The organism is Streptomyces sp. NPDC051677, from assembly GCF_044453465.1.
Classification (GTDB): Bacteria; Actinomycetota; Actinomycetes; order Streptomycetales; family Streptomycetaceae; genus Streptomyces.
In genome coordinates, this window is sequence record NZ_JBITCT010000028.1 from 122,697 (window position 1) to 141,633 (window position 18,937).

General features: G+C 67.0%; 13 protein-coding genes and 1 pseudogene. 4 read left to right on the plus strand and 10 right to left on the minus strand.

Translation table 11 applies throughout. The features are described 5' to 3' along the window. Window positions 1–4: 4 nt before the first annotated feature. Both ACIBAF_RS29450 and ACIBAF_RS29455 read right to left on the minus strand, forming a co-directional pair. Complete coding sequence (locus tag ACIBAF_RS29450) at window positions 5–400, minus strand: hypothetical protein (RefSeq protein WP_399467034.1); 396 nt, start codon at window positions 398–400, stop codon at window positions 5–7. A gap of 405 nt (window positions 401–805) precedes the next feature. Beyond that, entirely contained in the window at window positions 806–2,080 is a 1,275-nt protein-coding gene (locus ACIBAF_RS29455) for a tyrosine-type recombinase/integrase (RefSeq protein WP_399467036.1), read from the minus strand. A gap of 422 nt (window positions 2,081–2,502) precedes the next feature. Here ACIBAF_RS29455 and ACIBAF_RS29460 point away from each other — a divergent pair, with 422 nt between their 5' ends. Together ACIBAF_RS29460 and ACIBAF_RS29465 are read left to right on the plus strand one after the other, a co-directional pair. Further along, complete coding sequence (locus ACIBAF_RS29460) at window positions 2,503–2,736, plus strand: helix-turn-helix transcriptional regulator (protein WP_399467038.1); 234 nt, start codon at window positions 2,503–2,505, stop codon at window positions 2,734–2,736. 29 nt (window positions 2,737–2,765) lie between these two features. Next, window positions 2,766–2,888: pseudogene (locus ACIBAF_RS29465) on the plus strand (IS5/IS1182 family transposase); the annotation flags it as partial. A 199-nt stretch (window positions 2,889–3,087) separates the two neighbouring features. On the opposite strand, the gene ACIBAF_RS29470 reads toward ACIBAF_RS29465, so the two are convergent. Then, window positions 3,088–3,897: an SUKH-3 domain-containing protein gene (locus ACIBAF_RS29470; protein WP_399467040.1), complete on the minus strand. Its 810-nt coding sequence runs from the start codon at window positions 3,895–3,897 to the stop codon at window positions 3,088–3,090. Between the two features lie 496 nt (window positions 3,898–4,393). On the opposite strand from ACIBAF_RS29470, the gene ACIBAF_RS29475 reads away from it, so the two are divergent. Both ACIBAF_RS29475 and ACIBAF_RS29480 read left to right on the plus strand, forming a co-directional pair. Beyond that, window positions 4,394–9,226 (plus strand): polymorphic toxin type 27 domain-containing protein, encoded by a 4,833-nt coding sequence (locus ACIBAF_RS29475; RefSeq protein WP_399467042.1) that lies wholly within the window; start codon window positions 4,394–4,396, stop codon window positions 9,224–9,226. Window positions 9,227–9,260: 34 nt separating this feature from the next. Beyond that, window positions 9,261–9,668, plus strand: a complete 408-nt coding sequence (locus ACIBAF_RS29480) for a hypothetical protein (RefSeq protein ID WP_399467044.1) — start codon at window positions 9,261–9,263, stop codon at window positions 9,666–9,668. Between the two features lie 579 nt (window positions 9,669–10,247). Here ACIBAF_RS29480 and ACIBAF_RS29485 read toward each other — a convergent pair. From ACIBAF_RS29485 to ACIBAF_RS29515, 7 genes are all read right to left on the minus strand, one after another. Next, entirely contained in the window at window positions 10,248–12,218 is a 1,971-nt protein-coding gene (locus ACIBAF_RS29485) for an ABC transporter ATP-binding protein (RefSeq protein WP_399467046.1), read from the minus strand. 201 nt (window positions 12,219–12,419) lie between these two features. Continuing rightward, on the minus strand, window positions 12,420–13,466 hold the full coding sequence (locus ACIBAF_RS29490; RefSeq protein ID WP_399467048.1) for a phosphotransferase enzyme family protein: 1,047 nt from the start codon (window positions 13,464–13,466) through the stop codon (window positions 12,420–12,422). Window positions 13,467–13,471: 5 nt separating this feature from the next. Continuing rightward, window positions 13,472–14,275, minus strand: a complete 804-nt coding sequence (locus ACIBAF_RS29495) for a class I SAM-dependent methyltransferase (RefSeq protein ID WP_399467050.1) — start codon at window positions 14,273–14,275, stop codon at window positions 13,472–13,474. Beyond that, window positions 14,272–15,156, minus strand: a complete 885-nt coding sequence (locus tag ACIBAF_RS29500) for an aminoglycoside phosphotransferase family protein (RefSeq protein WP_399467052.1) — start codon at window positions 15,154–15,156, stop codon at window positions 14,272–14,274. The genes ACIBAF_RS29495 and ACIBAF_RS29500 overlap by 4 nt, the downstream gene beginning before the upstream one ends. A gap of 134 nt (window positions 15,157–15,290) precedes the next feature. Then, entirely contained in the window at window positions 15,291–15,788 is a 498-nt protein-coding gene (locus ACIBAF_RS29505; RefSeq protein ID WP_399467054.1) for a helix-turn-helix transcriptional regulator, read from the minus strand. Between the two features lie 35 nt (window positions 15,789–15,823). Then, the gene (locus tag ACIBAF_RS29510) at window positions 15,824–17,251 is read right to left on the minus strand and encodes a glutamine synthetase family protein (protein ID WP_399467056.1); all 1,428 of its coding nucleotides are present in this window, start codon (window positions 17,249–17,251) and stop codon (window positions 15,824–15,826) included. After that, on the minus strand, window positions 17,251–18,783 hold the full coding sequence (locus tag ACIBAF_RS29515; RefSeq protein ID WP_399467057.1) for an amino acid permease: 1,533 nt from the start codon (window positions 18,781–18,783) through the stop codon (window positions 17,251–17,253). Before ACIBAF_RS29515 ends, ACIBAF_RS29510 begins: the two co-directional genes overlap by 1 nt. Between the last annotated feature and the right edge of the window lie 154 nt (window positions 18,784–18,937).

Genomic DNA, 18,937 nt, shown 5'->3' on the forward strand with positions numbered 1-18,937 from the left:
TCCGTCACGCGGCTGCCCGGGTGCGGGAGGCGAGCTGGGGGAAGGCTTCTTCCCACACGGTCCGCACGGTACGACCGACGAGGGTGCGCAGCACCGGCCACAGGTCGAGGAGCAGGTCCTGGTTGAGGTAGCGGGGCAGGTCGTCGTGCAGGCCCTCGTGCAGGACGGTGCGGTACAGACCCATACGCTGGCGCGGCTTGCCCAGGTCGTATGAGGTCATCCCGGACCAGGCCATGTGCAGTGGCAGCTCCACGACCCCTTGGGTCGGCCCGTGCAGCTCGTCCAGCGACTCCGGCAGACGGCGGCGGAACTTCTCCCGGTACAGCGCGAGGTCCTCGGCGTCCGCGCCCGAGACGTCCCTCGGGGTGGTGGGCGCAGGGTGCTGTGGGCTGGAGGGCATGGGTCCACTATGGCGGCCGGAGACACCGCGAGGGTCATGATGTGCGAGCTGGCGTCCGGAGCGACCGGGGCGGGTCCCGGGATGAGCTGGTTGCCGCAGTCTGCTCAGCCCTGAGCTGGACGGACTCTCGGCTTTGACGCTCTGGGCGTCTGCACGAAGGACGATGAGCCGAGAACCTGCTCTGAACAGGGTTCTTCGGTCGCGGCCAAGAGTCCCAGAAAAGTCCCAGAGGCGCCGCCACCCCCCTCTTGCCTTGCGTTTACGCAGCTCAGAAGGGGTATGACGGCGTCTTTTCTGAGGGCCTTCAGATGTCCCGGAACTCCTATACGAATCATCTGACCTGCGTAAACGAAGCGTTCAAAGATCATCTTGCACGGTCGTTGCACAAGCCGAACAGTGCAGGAGTCACGCTGCCCTCGTGTAGGCGCTTCGGACCGCGATGCGGATCTTGGAACCGGCTCCCACGATCCGGTGCACGTACTTACGGAGAGTAAACGCAGGATCGGCGTGTCCCAGCCGATCCGCGAGTGTGTACACGTCTACCCCACCGTTGATCATCATCGACGCGTACAGGTGTCGGAGGGCGTGCATCATCATGTCGCGGGACTTCTCCCAGCGCCGTCCCTTCGCGTTGGGGTCAAGGGGCTTGATGAGGCCGGCCGCCGCCAGAGCAGGCTTCCAGCGGTAGGAGTTGAACCAATTCGACTGAATGGCGGTCTTCTCCCGAGTGTAGAAAATCAGCCGCACTGTGACCGGGTCGCCGTCCTTGCTACCCCACGGTCGGGTCACCTCGACGGGCGGGAACTTCTCCATGTGCTCGCGCAGGGGGATGGCCACGTCGTCGGTCAGTTCGACCCACCGGTCCTTCAGGTCCTCGTGGTCTCCGCCCTTGGGAAGGGCGTACGCCAGGAACGAGCCGTCGTGGACTACTTGCCGTTGCACGTGCACCATCGGGCCGTCCGGGTGTGCCCAGTCGATGTCTTCTGGTGACAGGCCGAATATTTCTCCTTGACGAAGGCCCAGACCGCGACCGCAGTCGACGAGCGCCTTGTAGCGGTCGGGAAGTTCGGCGCGAATCTTCTCGGTGTCCTCCCACGTCAGGGTCAGCTCTGCCCGACCGCCATCTCCTCGCTTCGGCTTGGCGTCCTGCACCGATTTGGCGAGGCATGGATTTTTAAGTATCAGGCTGTCGTCCACGGCCAGGTCGAAGACAGCCCGAAGATTGTCGAAGACCAGGCGCAGCGTGGAGCTTTCGAGCAGCCGACGACGGTCGTGCAGCCAGTCCAGCAACGACGACGCGTTCACGTCCTTTACGCGCATCTTCCCAACTGCGGTAGGGACGATGTGTAGTTGAACCCGCTCCCTGTGGCGTCGGTATGTGCGCGGATTCTTGTGCTCGTGCCCCTTGAGCCACGTGAGGGCGAGTTCACCGACCCTGACCTCTCCGGCGCGAGGGTTGATGTATGACCCGTCGTCCACTTCGGACCGCATCTTGGTCTCGTGCCTGCGGGCTTCCACCTCGGTGCGGAACAACTCCGTCTGCTGGATACCTTCCCGGTTACGCCACCGGGCCTGCCACCGCTTCCCGACCCCGTGATCCATCGTCGGAACCTTGCCGTGTTCCCTGCAGGCCGACTCTCCGGATTTCGGGCGTGACTTGTGCCAACGGTCGTACGGCATGGACCTAACTCCTGATTGTTGGGCGGCCTTGATGGTGTTGCTGGGGTTCTCTCGTATCAGGGTCGTAATCGACGGTGGAATCGCGTCACCGTTCATCTCGGCTTGAGTGGATGGAATGTTGATCCAGGGAAACGGAAATGTCAAACGCATTTTCCGGGTCATTGCGACATAGGGATCCAGAGTGGTGGGGAAGAGTCTCGCCCTAGCTGAATCCTCGCTGAGATATCGGTGAGGGTTCGACGAACCCTCACCGAGGGTTCGCTGCTGTCTTTCGGGAGTTCTGCAGAGTCTCAGGAATTTCACCGCAAGTTCTTTTATTTGGCGCGGCCGGAATCTCATGTCACTGTTCTGTGCGCGACCCACAGTGGGCAACCGCTCGCGTGGTTCTTTCCTGCCCGTTTCCGAGCAGTTCTGGAGTACCCATGCGTCGAACCACTGCCCGTGCGGCAGAAGCCGCCAGTGGCGCGGGGGACCGTCGCCCGCTGATGAGCGCTGAGGAACTGGCCGACTTCCTCGGCGTGCCGCTGAACACGGTCTACGTATGGAATCACCGACGCCAAGGTCCACGAGCCCACAAGGTCGGCCGCTATTTGCGCTACCGCTGGCCGGAGGTGGAGGCATGGCTGGAAGCTCAGGTGGTGGATCGCGCGGTCTGAATTGGGGGAAGCCCGCAGAGGCTTAAAGAACACAGAGCATCAAAACCTCCACCAACGTTCCCGCCGTCGGCCAAGCCATCGACGCGGCCAAGGACATAGTCGGCCGGGGGTGCAGAATCGACACCGTCGGCCTGCTCCTGGCCGTGCTGGTGAACCGTTTCCTAGCCCTGCCGACAGGCGAAAGCCGATTCGGCCGAGCCGCTGTAGGTTCGGCCGCTCCGTTAGCAGGAGGTCCTGCTGAAACTGCGGATTCCGCGTCGCGTTAGCAGTGTGTCGATCGGCTGATCTTTAGCAATCGTGTGGCCTGCCGGGAAGCATCGCCGGACGGGAGCCCGGTCCGGCTAGGGCTGTTCAGTCGGCAGTCTTGATCCGCTCCGGGGCGATGCCCAGGATGAGCTTCTCCAGCGCGTCCTGGGCAGAGCCGAACGTAGCCAGCCATGTCTCGACCAGGTAGATCTCGCTGCTCTCGTCGATGCCGAGGAAGAATCTGCCCTCATCGAGTTCGCCGAGGGGGAAGATGGCGCGCCCGATGGTGTGACTCCAATCGGCGAAGCAGTCTTCCTCGCCGATCAGGTTGTCCGGGTCGAAGTTGAAGGGGGTCTTGGCGCAGGTGATCCCGGGTCCGCTGATCTGGACGTCCAGGCCACCGAACTCCGCCAAGAAGGCTTCAGCGGCATCGTGCATGCGGACCAGGCCGGTTTTCTCGAGCGTCTTGCGCCAGTGGTCCGTCGAGACGTGCCGTCCCGGCCGCCAGCCTGCTGAGCGCAGTGTCTCCTCGATCACGCCAGTTCCCCGTCGATACGTCGCCGCCGCATCGACCCATGCCTTGTCCACCGGCACGTCTTCTGGCCAGCCGGGCCGCCAGTCCGCCTGCCAGTGGGCGAAGTCGTCACGCAGGAACTGCGGGTCAACTGGCTTGAGTCGCACTTGCTGTCGCTGATCGGCCCACCAGACCTCGAATTCGGCCTCGGTTCCTTGGTCTGGCCAGCGTTCTGCGATCGTCGGCAGGAGCAGAACATCGACGAACCCTCCGACCGGAAGACCGATGTCGACGAAGATCCCGATCGCACCCGGCCTCGGGACTGCCGTCACCGTCCCTCGGAACCTTTGCCCGAACCGCAGGCCGCGACGGATTCGAATCCACTCTTCAGCGCTGACCACCCGGACATCCTGGCATCCCGCTCTCCGAGGCTTCACTCCGACTGTGACGTTGATCTCACAATGACGGAGGGTGTGGAAGGCTGTTGGTTCGGTAATGAGGTCGATAAGGCGGTCCTCACAAGCTCCACTCGACATCCTCCCAATTCCCTCACGTGAACCACGGTTACCAGGTGTAACTGCCCTGCATGGCAAAGCCCTTGCCCAGTGGATCAGCAACGTGTCTATGGTGGCGTCCGCTCCCGGAAGGACCTGACCAGTCCGCTCGTCCGGGAGTGTCCGGCGTGTCCACGGGGGAGCGCCAACACCACGTGAGGCCCCATGTGCGGGCCTGACGTGTCCCTCCCAGGAGTGCGCCTACAACAGCCATCCCATTGAGAGAGGGATACGTGTGTTAGGCAGACCTGTGCGGAAGCAGGGCAGACGCCCGAGACGGCTGGCCAGTCTGGCGACTTCGGTCGTTCCGCTCGCCTCCCTGGCTCTTCTCGCCACCGTAGCGGTGCAGCCGGAGCCGACCGCCGCCCGTGATCCACGCACCAGCCCGGTCGCCGACTCCTACGACGGGTTCGACACCAAGGCTGCCGAGCAACTGCGCTTCGACCAGTGCCTGATGGCTGATGGTCTGCGCAGGGGCGGGCCGAATCAGTACGGCCTGGCCAGCGCCTCCTTGTCGCTGCCGGCGGACCAGCTGCACCAGAAGGCTGACCGCACCTACGGCACCGGCGCGTTCGCCCTGGCATGGCAGAAGGACAGCGACGACTCCGACGCCTGGGTGAAGAAGACGGAGGACACCCGGCAGTCGTGGAGCACCGCCGTCAGCGGCCTGGACAACTACCCCGGCTCCGCCGCGAAGGAGAACTTCTTCGACAAGACGGGACTGCTTCCCTGGCTCTACCAGTCGTACTTCAAGTCGGTCGACCTGCAGTCGCCGTTCTACGACCCGTCACCGCAGGCGGACGACAAGACGAAGAAGGCCGCCCTCGCGATCGGTGATCCGCTGTACACCAGCGGGGGGACGAGCCAGGAGCAGGAGGCCTGGAAGCTCTGGAAGAAGAACTCCGGACCCATCGTTCCGAACGAGATCTTCGTTCCGCGGGTGTTCGCCGACGACGCCCGTGTCTTCCTCGCCTCCGGAGGCTTTCCCCGGACCGCGCCGGCGCCGGACACCCCGGAATACCGCATCGCGGTGGAGGACCTGAAGACCCGGTTCGCCTCGTGTGCGTGGCACGGTCCGATCGACCCGAACCGGGTGCTCGGCAAGGAGGTGGCGCAGGCGTCCGCCGAATGGCAGCAGGAGATCGCCTCGCAGGCCACACAGCGCGGCCAGATGCTCGCCGCCGGCAACAGCGCCGGCAAGGCGTTGCAGGACGGCGCGTTCGCCCTGGGCAAGCTGCTGGGACAGTCGTGGATCGCGGACTACTCCACTCGCTGGCTGGACTACTACACCGAGGGCGGCTTCAACTGGATCGGCAACGGCCAGTTGGAGATCCAGGTGCCGGGCGCCGCCGGCAAGTGCATCGAGGTCACGGGCGCCGCCAAGACCAACGGCACCCCGGTGCAGATCAACGCCTGTAGCGGCGGGGTCGCCCAGAAGTGGCAGGTGTTGGGCTCCTACGACGGCGGCTACACCCTGCAGAACCCGAACTCGGGCAAGTGCCTGGAGGTGCTGAACGGCGGCAACGCCGACGGCACGAAGATCCAGATCCGCGACTGCGGCAGCGCCAAGGCCCAGCAGTGGAAGTTCGACGTGCGCAGCGCCACTCCGCTGGTGAACGCCGCGTCCGGCAAGTGTCTGCATCTGCCGACGTTCGACAACAGCAAGGACGCGGTGCTGTCGGCGTGCAACGGCTCCGCCGCGCAGAAGGTGCGGATCGTCGCCAAGACCCACACCGGCAGCGCACCGGCGAAGGCCGATGTGGACAAGGCCAAGGCTGCCGTCACCGCCGCGCAGGCGGAGGCGAAGAAGCAGCTCGCCGCACTCAAGACGCAGTTGACGACGGCGCAGCAGGCCGTGACCTCGTCGGACACCGCGCTCCAGGCCGCCTACGGCATCGCCGACGCCAATGGTGCTCCGCGGGGGCGCGGTCTGCTGGTCGGTCTGCAGAAGGACCAGGTCACCAAGGGCGCGGCAGCCGCGCTCGCGGCACTGGAGAAGGCCGGTGAGACCGCTGAGGCGGCCACCCGCGCCGCCGCCGGCGACAGCGCGACCATCGCGCAGCGCGCGCTCGCGCAGGCCGCTCAGTCGAATGCGGAATTCCGGAAGAAGGCCGCCGAGACGGCCGAGTTGCAGGCGAAGGCCGCCGCCGACGCCGCGAAGATCCACCGGAACAACGCCGAGAAGGACAAGGAGACCGCGGAGGCCAAGCTCACCGACGCACAGCAGGCTGAGGGCGACGCCAAGGCTGCGGCCGCCGACGCGCACGCCAAGCGGCTGGCGGCGGAGGCCGAGGAGAAGACGGCCAAGTCGGAGAAGGAGAACGCCGCCGTCAAACGGGCCGAGGCAGCTGAGCACAAGAAGAACGCCGAATCCGAGGCGACCAGGGCGAAGGACGCCAAGGGCAAGGCCGAGGCAGCGGAGAAGACCGCCGGGGACCGGCGGGACGACGCGCTCAAGGCAAGCGGACACGCCAAAGCCATGCGCGACGACGCCTGGGACGCCGAGCAGAAGGCCGACGCGGCCCGCGCCAAGGCTGACGCCAAGAAAGCCTACGCAGACTCACTGGATACCGGGGACGCAGCCGACGCCGCCCGCGCCGCCGCGAACGAAGCGGACGCGGCGGCCGACACCGCCGAAGGCGCCGCGACCAGGGCCCGCTCCGAGGCCGACGCCGCTACCCAGGCAGCGGCCGACACGGATGCCGCGGCCACCCGGGCCGAAGCGGCCGCCAAGCGGGCCCGCTCCGACGCGGACGCCGCCCAGGCGGACAAGCTGAAGGCGGACGCGGCGGTGAGGACCGCCACCAGCGCGGTCGCGGACGCCATCAAAGCCTCCCAGGATGCCTCCGCCGAGGCCAAGACAGCCGTCAAGCTGGCCAACGAGGCCCAACAGCACGCCAAGGACGCCAAGACCCAGGCGAACGCGGCGAACACAGAAGTCGGCAAGGCCCTCGCCGCCTCCGCGAAGGCGGCCGGCTACGCCCACGTCACGGCCCAGGCGGCCGTCGACGCCGGCCAGGCAGCCCAGCAGGTCGCCAACCCGGCCAACGACGCCATCCAGCTCGGCTCGCAGTACGTCGACACCGACTCCACCGCCGGCCTGGTCGTACTGACCGGACAGGCGTCGAAGTCGATCGCCGACCAGCAGCAGGCCGTCGCCGACGCTCACGCCAAGAACGCCGCGGCAGAAGCGGACGCGGCCAAGAACCTCGCCGACCAGGCGAAGGGCGATGCCAAGGAGGCCTACCAGCACGCGGCCAACGCCGCCCAGTACGCGGCCGACGCCGCCGCCTCCTCCAAGGAGGCCCTCGGCTACGCGGCCGCCGCCGCCACCGCCGCGTCCAAGGCCGCCGCATCACTGACCCGCACCGTCGCCTACGACAAGCAGGCCACCGACGACTCGGCAGCCGCCGACAAGGCGGCCGGCAACGCCGAGGGCTACGCCAAGGACGCCCGCGACTCCGCCGACGCAGCCGAACTCGACGCCGCAGCGGCCCGCTCCGCCGCCAGCCAGGCCGAACAGGACGCCCAGGACGCGAGAGCGGCGGCCAAGAACGCGGATGCGGCGGCGACGGAGGCGGAACAGGCGGCGAAGGACGCCGACGCGTATGCCAAGGAAGCCCAGGAGGCAGCCCGGCGAACCGGGACCAAGAACCGCAACGACCAACTCGAGGCCGGTACTGCCGGCGTCGGCGGCGTCTTCTACAAGACTCGGGCCGAACCCGTCGGCGACCCGGAAATCCTGCACAAGGAAAACTGCAACGCCATCGTTCACGTCGGCGACTGCGTCATCACCGCGAACATCACCTCCAAGACCATCGTCGACATCTACCTGTGTACGGCCACGAACATCCCGGATGTACAGTCCGGATGCCCGGCTGCCGAAACCCTGTTCATCGACACCGTCGAGCTGAAGCCCGAGACCAAAAAGGTCACCTACACGATCTCGGCGCTGGAGTTCAACGACGCCGTCGCCAAGGGATTCGTGAAGGCCCTCACCGAGGACTTCACCGGTTGCTGGGACAGAATCACGACGGGCAGCGGCGGAACCCTGGGCAACTGCGGATGGGCGGTCTTCGACGTTGCCCTCCTCGTCTTCGGCAATGTCGCAATCAAGGCCATCAGGGACGCCGTGACGGCTTTTGACGCCGCCATGAGAACCGGCATCGCCATCGACGACGCATGGAGGGCCCTGCGCACCGCCGGCCTCACCGAAGCCGCCATCGAGGGAATCACCGCAAAGCTCGCGCTGACCAGGTGCTTCCCGGCCGGCACCAAGGTGGCGACGGAAAACGGTCCCAAATCCATCGAGGACATCAAGGTCGGTGACCGGGTCTGGTCGCAGGACCAGGTCACGGGCAAGAAGTCCCTGCAGCCGGTGTTGAACCTGTTCCGCCACACCGTCGACTCCCTGGTCCGGATCACAACCGCCGACGGCCAGGTCGAAGCGACCGACTCGCACCGCTTCTGGGTGCCGGAACGGGGCTGGGTCGAGGCTGGTGAACTGCGCGCCGGAGACACCCTTGAGGCGCGGGACGGCGGCTCCACACAGGTTCTTGGCACTACGGTCGTCAAGGGGTCCGTCGAGGTCTTCAACTTCGAGGTCGCGCGAAACCACACGTACTACGTGTACACGGGGTCGACTCCGGTCCTGGTGCACAACGAGTGCCTCACGGGGATCCTCGACGAGCTCGTCAAGGACGGCGACCACATCGTTCTGGGGATCAACCCGTACTCCGATAGGCTGGCCACAGAGACCCTGGGCGGTACCCCCGGCCTGAGCGGTGCTGGGGCACGGACGTTCAACAACAAGCTTCTCGGCAGGCCGGCCCCTGGCGGTGACGGGCGTCCGATCTGGATGGCCGGCGTCGAGAAGGCGCTGGACAATAGGTCGGTGAAGTTGAGCATTTCACTGGACGGTGTTCCGGACGCGAAGACCGCGGCGGAAGCCCTGAACAAGCTCGTCGAACGCGGGAAGCCGTTGGTGGGCGGCGACTGGCGGACGGTGGCCGAACAAGGAAACAACAACGGCACCGCATGGGAAGTGGCGACGCTGCGTCTCAAGGTGATCCTTGGACGCCGGGACTTCGAGGCCGTCGACTGGTACTTCACCAAGCCGGGTGACAAGGTGCCGAGCCTCGTCAAAGACATGCCGACGCCGGACTGGGCCCAGTGACCCGAAGACCCCGAGGACAGGAAGAACACAGAGGATGGCGGATTTCGTACGAGAGGGACGTCTGTTCCGGGTGGTCAGCTTCGCGGCGTCGCACCGGCAGCTGCTGCTGCGCAGCGACGCCACCGCCGTCGACGGAACGGACACCCGCGTCGAGGTGTACTTCGGGCATGTGGAGCTCATGCTGCTCAGGCCCATCTACCAGAAGGGGATCCACGTCCGCCCGGCGTCGGAGGCGGAGTTCGCGGTGTTGAAAGAGCGTCATGACCTCCCCGCGGGGGACGCGGAATTCACCTGGATGATCGAACCGGACGGGGACAGCTTCGTCGTCTCCGCCGAACCCTCGTGGCGCGAGGCGGACCGCAAGTTCGAGGACCCGTCCCTGTTCGACTTCTCCCAGCCCTGGCCCCCGGACTTCCCCGTGGAGTACGGCAGCATCAGCTGACGCGGATTACACGCTGAGGGCGCCCCCGGCCACCGGGAGCGCCCTCAGCGCCATGCACGCCCCTTTACTGGCGAAAGGACCGGATGGACGTCACCGGCTCCCGTCGGAGCCTGGCCGGCGTCGAGGCTGTGCTCGAGCTCCGCGCGGTGGTCAGCAACCGCGACTACGAGGAGTGCCGGGCCCACCCAGCACGAACACCTGCGCGTTCATGCCATCCGCTACCGCGACACCCTCGCACTCGCCGCGTGATCACCGTCCCTCAAACCGAACCGCACCCCCCTTGGATCTGCGAGGGCCCCGGTACCAGAGTGGAGGCGTAGATCTGGATACGCCGTGTCCCACGAAATGGCACTCCCCAAGCGGTAGGCAGACCCGGGACCGACGACCCCTTCGTCAAGCCCGCGTTCCGGCGCCTCTCGTTTGGCACGCCCGCTCTCACCGCGACCGCTGTCCGCCATGGCCAGGCGGGCCGGGCTTCCACCTGTCTCGTACGACGTCGTCTCTGCTCGGGACTGTAAAACGTTCGTTTGACAGACCCCTCTGCTCATCTCTGGAGCCTTCTCGCTGATGTCGAATCGTTCAGAACAGGGCTGGCTGGTTCAGTGGCACGTTCTCTTCGGAGTCGGCCGGGGCAGGTACGCGGCCGGTGCGTTCGTTTTGCAGATCCCACAGTTCACGGAACAGGCCGTCGTGCTGGGCCAGCAGCTCGTCGGGGGTGCCCTGCTGGATCACACGCCCTTTGTCCAAGACAACGACGCGGTCTGCGACGGTCACGTTCGTGAGCCGGTGAGTGACCAGGACGACGGCGCGGTCGGCGGCGAGGCGGCGGAGCCCGGTGAAGATGCGGTGCTCGGCCCTCGGGTCCAGGGCTGCGGTAGGTTCGTCTAGGACGAGTAGTCCGGCCGGCCGATGGAATGCGCGGGCGAGCGCGATCCTCTGCCACTGTCCGCCGGACAGTTCCTGCCCGCCCCACCATTCCTTGGCCAGCAGGGTGTTCAGCCTGCTGCGCAGTCCGTCGATGACCTCGTCGGCGCCTGCGGCATGCGCCGCGGCGAGCACGGCGGCGTCCCCGTCCTCGGTGGTCTGCCCGAGGGTGATGTTCTCCCTCGCCGACAGGGGCCAGTTCGCATAGGACTGGGGTACGACGGCGACCTGCGCCCAGGTGGCATGCGCGTCCAGGTGCCTTGTGTCGGTGCCGTCCCAGGAGACGGCTCCTTGATCGGGCAGGTACAGAGCCGAGAGGATCTTGCTGAGGGTGGTCTTGCCGGAGCCGTTCTCGCCCACCAGCGCGAGGACTTCTCCGCGCCGGACCTCCAAGGAGACGTCGTCGAGGGCTGGACGGTCGGCGCTCGGGTACTGGAAGATGATGTTCTCGGCGCGTACGACGATGGGGGCGGCCGGTGCCTGAGGGCCGCGGTCGATGCGATGCCCACCGGCTTCGTCGATGAAGTCCGCCCAGTCGTCCAAGTACATTCCGGTACGGAAGAGTTGGGCTCCGTAGCCGACGACCCCGTCCAGTCCTGCGCTGACGCGGCCCAATGCGAGGAACGCGGTGCCGAGGGCGGCGACCGAGATCTGCCCGGCGGACACCAGCAGAGCCAGGGCCACCCACACCACCGCGTGGGCGATACCTCCCGCAGCCCCGCCCACCAGGGAGATCCTGGCCGAGCGCCATGTGGCCTGGTCGGTGGTCCTGTCGATCCGCGCCCCGGCCGTGCGGTATTTGTCGAGCAGGAACGGGGCCATGGTGCCGGAGCGGACCTGGTCGGCGGTCTGCTTGTCGACCATGTACCAGCGCAGCATGCCCAGTAGCCGCCGGTCCTTCGTCGTGGCGAGCGAGGCGATGTAGCTGATGCGCGCCGCCCGGACGCTGGCCAGGCCCTTCGGCAAGGCCGCCAGGAGGAGGAGCGGCAGAAGGATGGGGTGCACGGCGGTCAGGACGAACGCCGAGGCGATCAGCGATGCCGAGGTGGCAAGGATGTACTGGGCTTGGGTGAGGAGGTCCCTGGAGACCTCCACGCCTCGGTCGGCGGCGTCCCAGCGGTCGTTGTATCCGGGGTTGTCGTACGCGGCCAGTTCCGCCTTGGTCGCGGCGTCGAGGAGTTCGAGTTCGGCCTCCCGAGCGATACGGGGGGCGAGCCGGGCCGACAGCGCGGTGGATGCGATGCCGAGCAGGGCACGCAGACCGATGGCCCCCGACAGGACGACTAGGGAAGGCACGGCGGTGCGGAGCTGGTCGCCGTTGATGTGCTGCGAGGCGATCAGCGGCTTGATCACCCCGGTGGTGGCCATCAGCCCGAACGCTTCCAGCACCCCCGAGAGGAGCTGGACGCTGAGCAGCGCGATGACCGCGGTGCGGTCGACCTGCCAGCCCAGTGCGAGGGACCGGCGGATCAGTTGGGGCAGACGCCGGGCCATCGAACGCGTCGTGATCGCGTTGGCGGCCTCGATACGGCGGTCGCCGGGGATGACGAACTTCAGTTCCTCATCCGGGACCTCCGCCTCGCCGGTCGGCGCGGTTGTCGCGGTGGGCTTCGGGATGGTTGTCATCGGCTCCAGCCCTCCGCCGACGGGCGGTGCCCAGCCAGGCAGGTCGTCCGGATTCCCTGCAGAGCACGCTGTTCGCGGATGAGTACCAGGTGCAGACCGATCACGGTTTGATACGCCAAGACGTCCCCCTGTATGCCGTGCGTGGTTGAGGCTGTCGATCGTCAGCCGTTTCGTTCAGCGGAGTCGGAAGGCGCTGGATGGTCACGACGTGCCTCCACTCGCCTCAAGGCCGTTGAGCTCGTCTTCGAGGCCCTCAAGGTCACTGAGCAGGCGGCGGATGGTGATCTGACGCTCGCGCCAGTGCCGTTTCAGATCCGCGTCCGCCTCCTGCGGCAGGTCGTACTCGGCGGTGGTGGCGCCGTAGAAGCTGAACAGCATGTACAGCACCGCGATCCGGGCGCACGCCCGCACCTCCCGCATCGGGAGGCTGGGGTGCTCCGAGCGGTAGGCCCTGGCCATGGCCAGGGCGCAAGTGGCCCACTCCGAGTTGGTGGCGACGGTGCGCGGGTCGAACGCCGCCCGCCCCAACTCCCAGGCCGGCATCGCGCTGGCGCAGCGGAAGTCGATGATGCCGGTGACGGCGTCGGCGAGTGTGATCAGGTTGGTGCGGCTGAGATCCGCGTGCAGCGCCTGTTCCACCAGAGTCGCGGGCAGATGTTCCCGCAACAGGTGGACGTGGGCGCGCAGGTCCCCACGTCGTTGGTCGAGGTCGTCACGCAGTTGGTCGAGACGGTCGTGGCCTTGGCGTATGGCTTGGGCCATCACGGTGTCGCACTTCGCCAAAGCGTCTTCGATGGGCTCGGTCCGCCAGCGGGTGTGCTGGACGCGCCTGGGCAGCGGGTAGGCGGCGAGCACACGGTGCATGCGCCCCATGACGACACCTATGTGCTCGGCGAGGGGGACCGTCATCGCAGACGTGGTCACCCGGCCGGGAGCCTCGTCGACCACGGCGAATGCGCAGCCTCCCGCGATGGTGATCAGGTTGTCGTTGGCATCAGGCCACACGCGTGGAACGGGGAGCTTCGCGGCCCGGCAGTACTCCGACATGTCCCATGCGTTGCGCGCCGCGTCCACGTCGTCCATCGAGCGGTACTGCTTGACGAACAGCCGTAGGCCGTCTTCAGTCAGGACTCGCCGGTTAATGGTGTCCGTGCCCATGTGCACCGGTTCGACGACATCGACGACTAGGCCGTACCGGTCTTCCAGCACGTCAGCGGTGAACGTCTCGCCCCAGCCTGCTTCGTCCATAGAGATCACCGACCTCCGTGTGCGGAGGGTCTGCGGGCCGTGAGGACGGTGAAGGAGTTGTCCTCCATGAGCACGCCCCCGTCGACGAAGGGAGACAGGGCGTTGGTGACGGCCAGTTCGAAGGCGTCGCGACGATCGCCGAACAGGTGCGGAGCCGCGAACGACGTGGAGTACAGGTAGCCCAGGACCTGCGAGATCTTCCACTGCCGGCGGACGGCGACGACTGTGGAGGTGACGTGCGAGAAGGCGGAAGCACGGAGCACATCTGCATACGGCGGCCCTGGGGCGCTGAAGACGCCTTCGCCGGCTCTCCGTTGCTCGCCGAGGAAGTCCTGGACGACCTCTCGGGCGGCCTGCTGCCATGGATTGTCTGCGGTCCACAGACTCCGGTCGCTGAAGACCGCGACCACTCCCTCGGGGGCCATGTACTCGCTGAGCCGGTCGAGGAAACGCGGCTGGTTCAGCCAGTGGAAGACACGACCACATGTGACGAGATGCGGCTGCCATCCCTCCGGCGGCAGGAAGTCCTCCGCGAGCGCGTGACGTAGCTGCAGCCGGTGGGCGGTGTCGAGCGCGGGACGGAGCATGGCCTCGGCCTCCGTGAGCATCCCCGGCTCGGCATCGACCGCGAGCAGATCGTCGAAGTACGGCAAGAGCGCGTGGACGACGAGTCCCGGGCCAGTGCCGATGTCCAGAAGGCGCCGCGGACTGTCTGTGGGCGCGGCCTGGTCGAGAAGGGCCGCGAGGGCGACGGGGATGCCCGGGCGGAAGCGGCGGTAGTAAGCGGAGGTTCCAGCGAAGACGTTCACGTACGCCACCCGCCCCACAGGCTCTTTCCGGTCTCCAGGCGCAGGTTCTCCAGCATGGTGTGCGCCTCGTCGACCAGGCCGATGTCGCGGTGCTTGATGCCCCAGCCCAGGGAGTCCAGGGCATCCAGTGCCCCGTACGCCTGGCACGCGATCTGTTCCTCCTTGGTGAGGGGGCGGCCGTATCCGTGGTGGAAGGCGGCGTTGAGGTCGGGGCGGTGGCGCAGGATCCGGTAGCGCAGCCGACTCAGGTCCCGGTAGGCGGCGGACCGAAGCTCGGCGCGCTCGAAGTCGATGACCCGCAGCCGCTGCTCGGTCTCGTCCCACATCCAGTTCTTGGGCATGTAGTCGCCGTGTTGGGACACCTGAGGCAGGCGTGGAGGAGCTTCCCCGGCGAGTGTGCGCACCATCGCGAGGTCGTGATCGGGCACGTAGGTCGCCGTGCGCTCCAGCAGCTGGGCGACCGTCTCGTCCCACGCTTCCTCCGTCGCTTCCGGCGTCGGCTCGTCGGCTGCCGCGGTGTGGAACCGGGCGAGCAGTTCGCCGACCTGCTCGTAGGCCGCTCGTTCCTGCTCGGCTGGCAGGCGCAGTGTGTCGAGGTCGCGTCCGGGCACGGCGGTGACCAGGATGGATCTCGTCCGTGTGTCCGCGGAGACCAGCCCGGGTGCACGGTCGACCCCCAGTGCGACGGTCCATTTCTGGTATGCGCTCACCTCACGCTGGTGGAGCTTGGGGCCCGCGTGGAGCTTCCCGAACCACCGTTCACCGCCAGGCCCGTTGACCTCCCAGACAGAAGGCCGGCTGTCACCGGACCGGGGGTGCTCGGCGACCACCGTGTACGTGTCGGTCACCGACTCCACCAGGTGGTGGAGTGCGCTGGGCATGTCGATCACGGTGCGCCCTTCCGCTCGCTGGGCCACCCGGCCATACCACGATAAGTGATGGGCCGGACGCGCTGCGTGTCTGTTCGTGGGTGGGGTAGCTTGCCATGGGCCACTGACAGTGCGGCCTGAGCTGGTCATCTGTGGGTGGGAACGCGAAGGACCGTCCCGGAGGCCATCTCGGTCAAGGACTCGTCGAGCACTTCGTGGCTCCAGCCGAGCTTCACGAGGTGCGGGTCGTTCTCGGCCTGGACGCGCTTTCGCAAGGCCCTGACCCGCCCCAAGGCGCTGTCACGGCTGATGCGGGCCCGTTCCGCGAACTCCTGTGACGTCGTGCCGATCGCGACCAGTCGCCATGCCTCGATCTCCGTCTCGGAGAAGGCCTCCGGGGAAGCGACCTTCTCGGGACGCGGGAGTTGCCCTGTGACGAAGCAGGCGTGGACTCCCGCGGCACGGCCGCTCACGCCGAGCTTCTGTCCGCAGTGCTGAATCTGCACGCTGACCGTGCCCGCTGTGATGGAGAGCCGGGCAGCGATGCTGTCGGTGCTCTCACCGTCCGCGACCCTCTGGGCGATCCGAAGTTGGGCGGGGGTCAGTGGAATGGGGGCGGGTACGCGTGCCGGTCGGGCGCTCACAGCTGTCGGTCCTTTCTGGGGAGGGGGAGGGTTCGTCAGGCGCGCGACAGCCATCGTTGCCGCTCGACATCGGTGACCTGGCGCTGGGCGTGGTCGACTTCCATCTGGGCGAGATGGGCGTAGTGCTGGACCACGTGGGCGCCGAAGGCCTTCTGGGCCAAGGCACTGCTCCGGAAGGCGGTCAGAGCATCAGCGAGGGTGCGCGGAACAGGGGTGCCGCCGCCGCTGTAGGCGTTGCCGGCCGCTTCGGGGCCGAGGGCGAGCTGCTGCTCGATGCCATGGTCGATACCCGCCAGCACCGCGGAGAGGGCCAGATACGGGTTGGCATCCGCCCCCGGTACACGGATTTCCAGATGGAGGCCCTCGCCGTAGCCGACGACACGGACAGCGCACGTGCGGTTGTCGTGGCCCCAATGGAGCATGGTCGGCGCGAACGAGCCGGGCGTGAACCGCTTGTAGGAGTTGACGTTCGGGGCATAGAGCGGGCCCAGCTCCGGCAACCCTGCGAGCAGCCCCGCGATTGCATTGCGTCCCATCTGGGACAGCTCGTATTCGTTGTCAGGGGCGCGGAGTTGGGCAAGGGCTTTCGACCAGAGCGAGACGTGCAGGTGCAGGCCGTTGGCCTGCCCGGTCTCTGGAGCTGCCATGAACGTGGGCGCCAGTCCAGCGCGCGTTCCCAGTGTGCGCACCGCGTGCTTGAACAGCAGGTGCCGGTCGCAGGCGGTGAGCGCGGGTCCGTACGGGAAGGTCACCTCTACCTGGCCGGGGCCAGCCTCGGTTTTGATCGCTTCCACAGGCATGCCCGCCCCGGCCAGGGCACGCTGCAACTGGCGGAAGAACCGGTCGCAGACCGGATCGTGATCGAGGGCGTAGTCGAGATTCTCCGTCGTCACGGGCCGCAGGCCTTGATGCCCAGCCCGTTCCACTTCCCTGTACGTGCCCTGGTAGACGGTGAACTCGGTCTCGATTCCCGTCTTGGGTTGGAGGCCGTGCCTGGACAGCCGGGTCAGCTGCTGGTGGAGGATCTGGCGGGGCGCGACGTCGATGGGGGTTCCGTCGTGGTGCACGGCGTCGCCGAGCACGATGGCTGTGCGTGGCAGCCACGGCACCACGCACAGGGTCCCAAGGGCCGGCTGGACGGACAGGTCCTGGTAGCCGGTCTCCCACGAGGTCAGGTCGAAGCCGTCCGCCGGGCTCATGTCGATGTCGGTGGCCAGGACGTAGGCGCACACCTCGGCACCGTGATGCGCCACGCGCCTGAGGAAGTGGTTCGCGTCGTACCGTTTCCCCTTCAGCCTCCCCTGCAGATCGGGGACGGCGAGCAGCACCGTGTCGATCGCACCCGCCTTGACGAGGTTCCGCAGGTCAGGCAGAGAGAAGGCCTTCTCGCAGCGCCCGCCCTGCTCGAGGGCGGACGCTGCAGCTCGGCGTGCCATGCCGTTGCCGCTCAGGGTTCCCGTCATCAGACGACCTCGTCTTCGTACGTGGCCGCCGAGCGGTCGAAGTTCTGCGCCGGCACTTCGTAGGAGCTGCCCTGCTTCCGCCACCACCCCCAGGCGAGGGTCAGGACAACGAGCAGAGCGATCGGCGCGTAGTTGAAGGTCTCCACGGACACCAGGCCGCCGTCGGCGGGGCGCGTCTGCGGCAGACAGAACAGCACCGTCACGAATACCACCCAGACAACGGCGATCGTGCCGACGGCCACACCCCAGTTGCCGAGATTCCAAGGGCCGGGCCGGAAGCGATCCCTGTTCTTGATGCGCAGGTAGATGGGAATCGCGTACGCCGGGGTGATGCCGACCACGTTGATACTGGTGATCGCCGCGTACGCGACCGGGCTGTACAGGCTCGGCAGGGCCAGCACGGCAGCGCATACGACCGCCAGCAGCACGGCCATGCGTGGGGTGCCGGTGCGGCGGTCAACCTGCCGCCGCAAGTGCGAGCCCGGCAGCGCCCCGTCACGCGAGAACGCGAACACCATCCGGCTGGCCGCGGCGGTCTCGGCATTGCCACAGCACAACTGCGCGATGATCACCACCACGAGCAGTGCCTTCGCCCCCGCGACGCCCAGAGCATCCAGGAAGATCTGCGCCGGCGGCACGCCCGTCGCGGTGCCCACGGTGCCCGCGTAGTCCTGGATCGCGAACGTGAGCCCGGCCAGCAGGACCAACCCGGCCAGCCACGACCAGCCGATCGAGTGGATGATCCCGCGCGATGCGGACATCTGGGCGTCGGTCGTCTCCTCCGACAGGTGCGCGGAGGCGTCGTAACCGCAGAACGTGTACTGGGCCAGCAACAGACCGAGCACCGCCACGTACAGAGGGCTGGACCAGCCGGTGTTGTTGACGAACTCACCGAACACGAAGTCGGTGGACTGGTGGTGGGAGGGCACGATCGCCAGGGCGCCGACGATCACCGTGACGCCGCCGAGGTGCCACCAGACGCTGATGCTGTTGAGGATGCTGACCAGCCGGACCCCGAACAGGTTCAGCGCGAGGTGCAGGGCGAGGATGCACAGGAAGAGCACCATGATCCTGCCCGGTGTTGGCTCGAATCCCCACTGCAGGTTGAACAGGGCACCCGTGAACAGCGCGGCCCCGTAGTCGATTCCGGCGATCGCGCCGAGCAGGCCCAGCAGGTTCAACCAGCCTGTGTACCAGCCCCATTTCCGCCCGCCGAGCTGCTCTGCCTGGTAGTACAGGGCACCAGAGGTCGGATAGGCGGAGGTCACCTCGGCGAGGGCGGCGCCGATGAACATCACCATGGCGCCGACGACCAGCCAGCCCCACAGCATCACCGACGGGCCGCCGGTGTTCAGGCCGAAGCCGTACAAGGTCATGCAGCCGGACAGGACGCTGATGACGCTGAAGGAGATCGCGAAGTTCCCGAACGGGCCCATGCGCCGGGTCAACACGGGCTCGTAACCCAGCTCCCGCAGGTACGCGTCGTCGGACTTCCGGGACGTCGCACGATGGTTTGGACTCAAGCGAGACACGGGCAGCCTCCAAAACTCAGAGAAACGGAATGGACAGGTTCATGCCAATTCGGGCTTAGCCTCGCGCTTTCATGAGGTGGGCTGTCCGGCAGGCGGTCAGGAAAGCAGAAAGTGCCTCTGACCAGCGAGAATGAGGATTGTCTAGGTCCTTGTT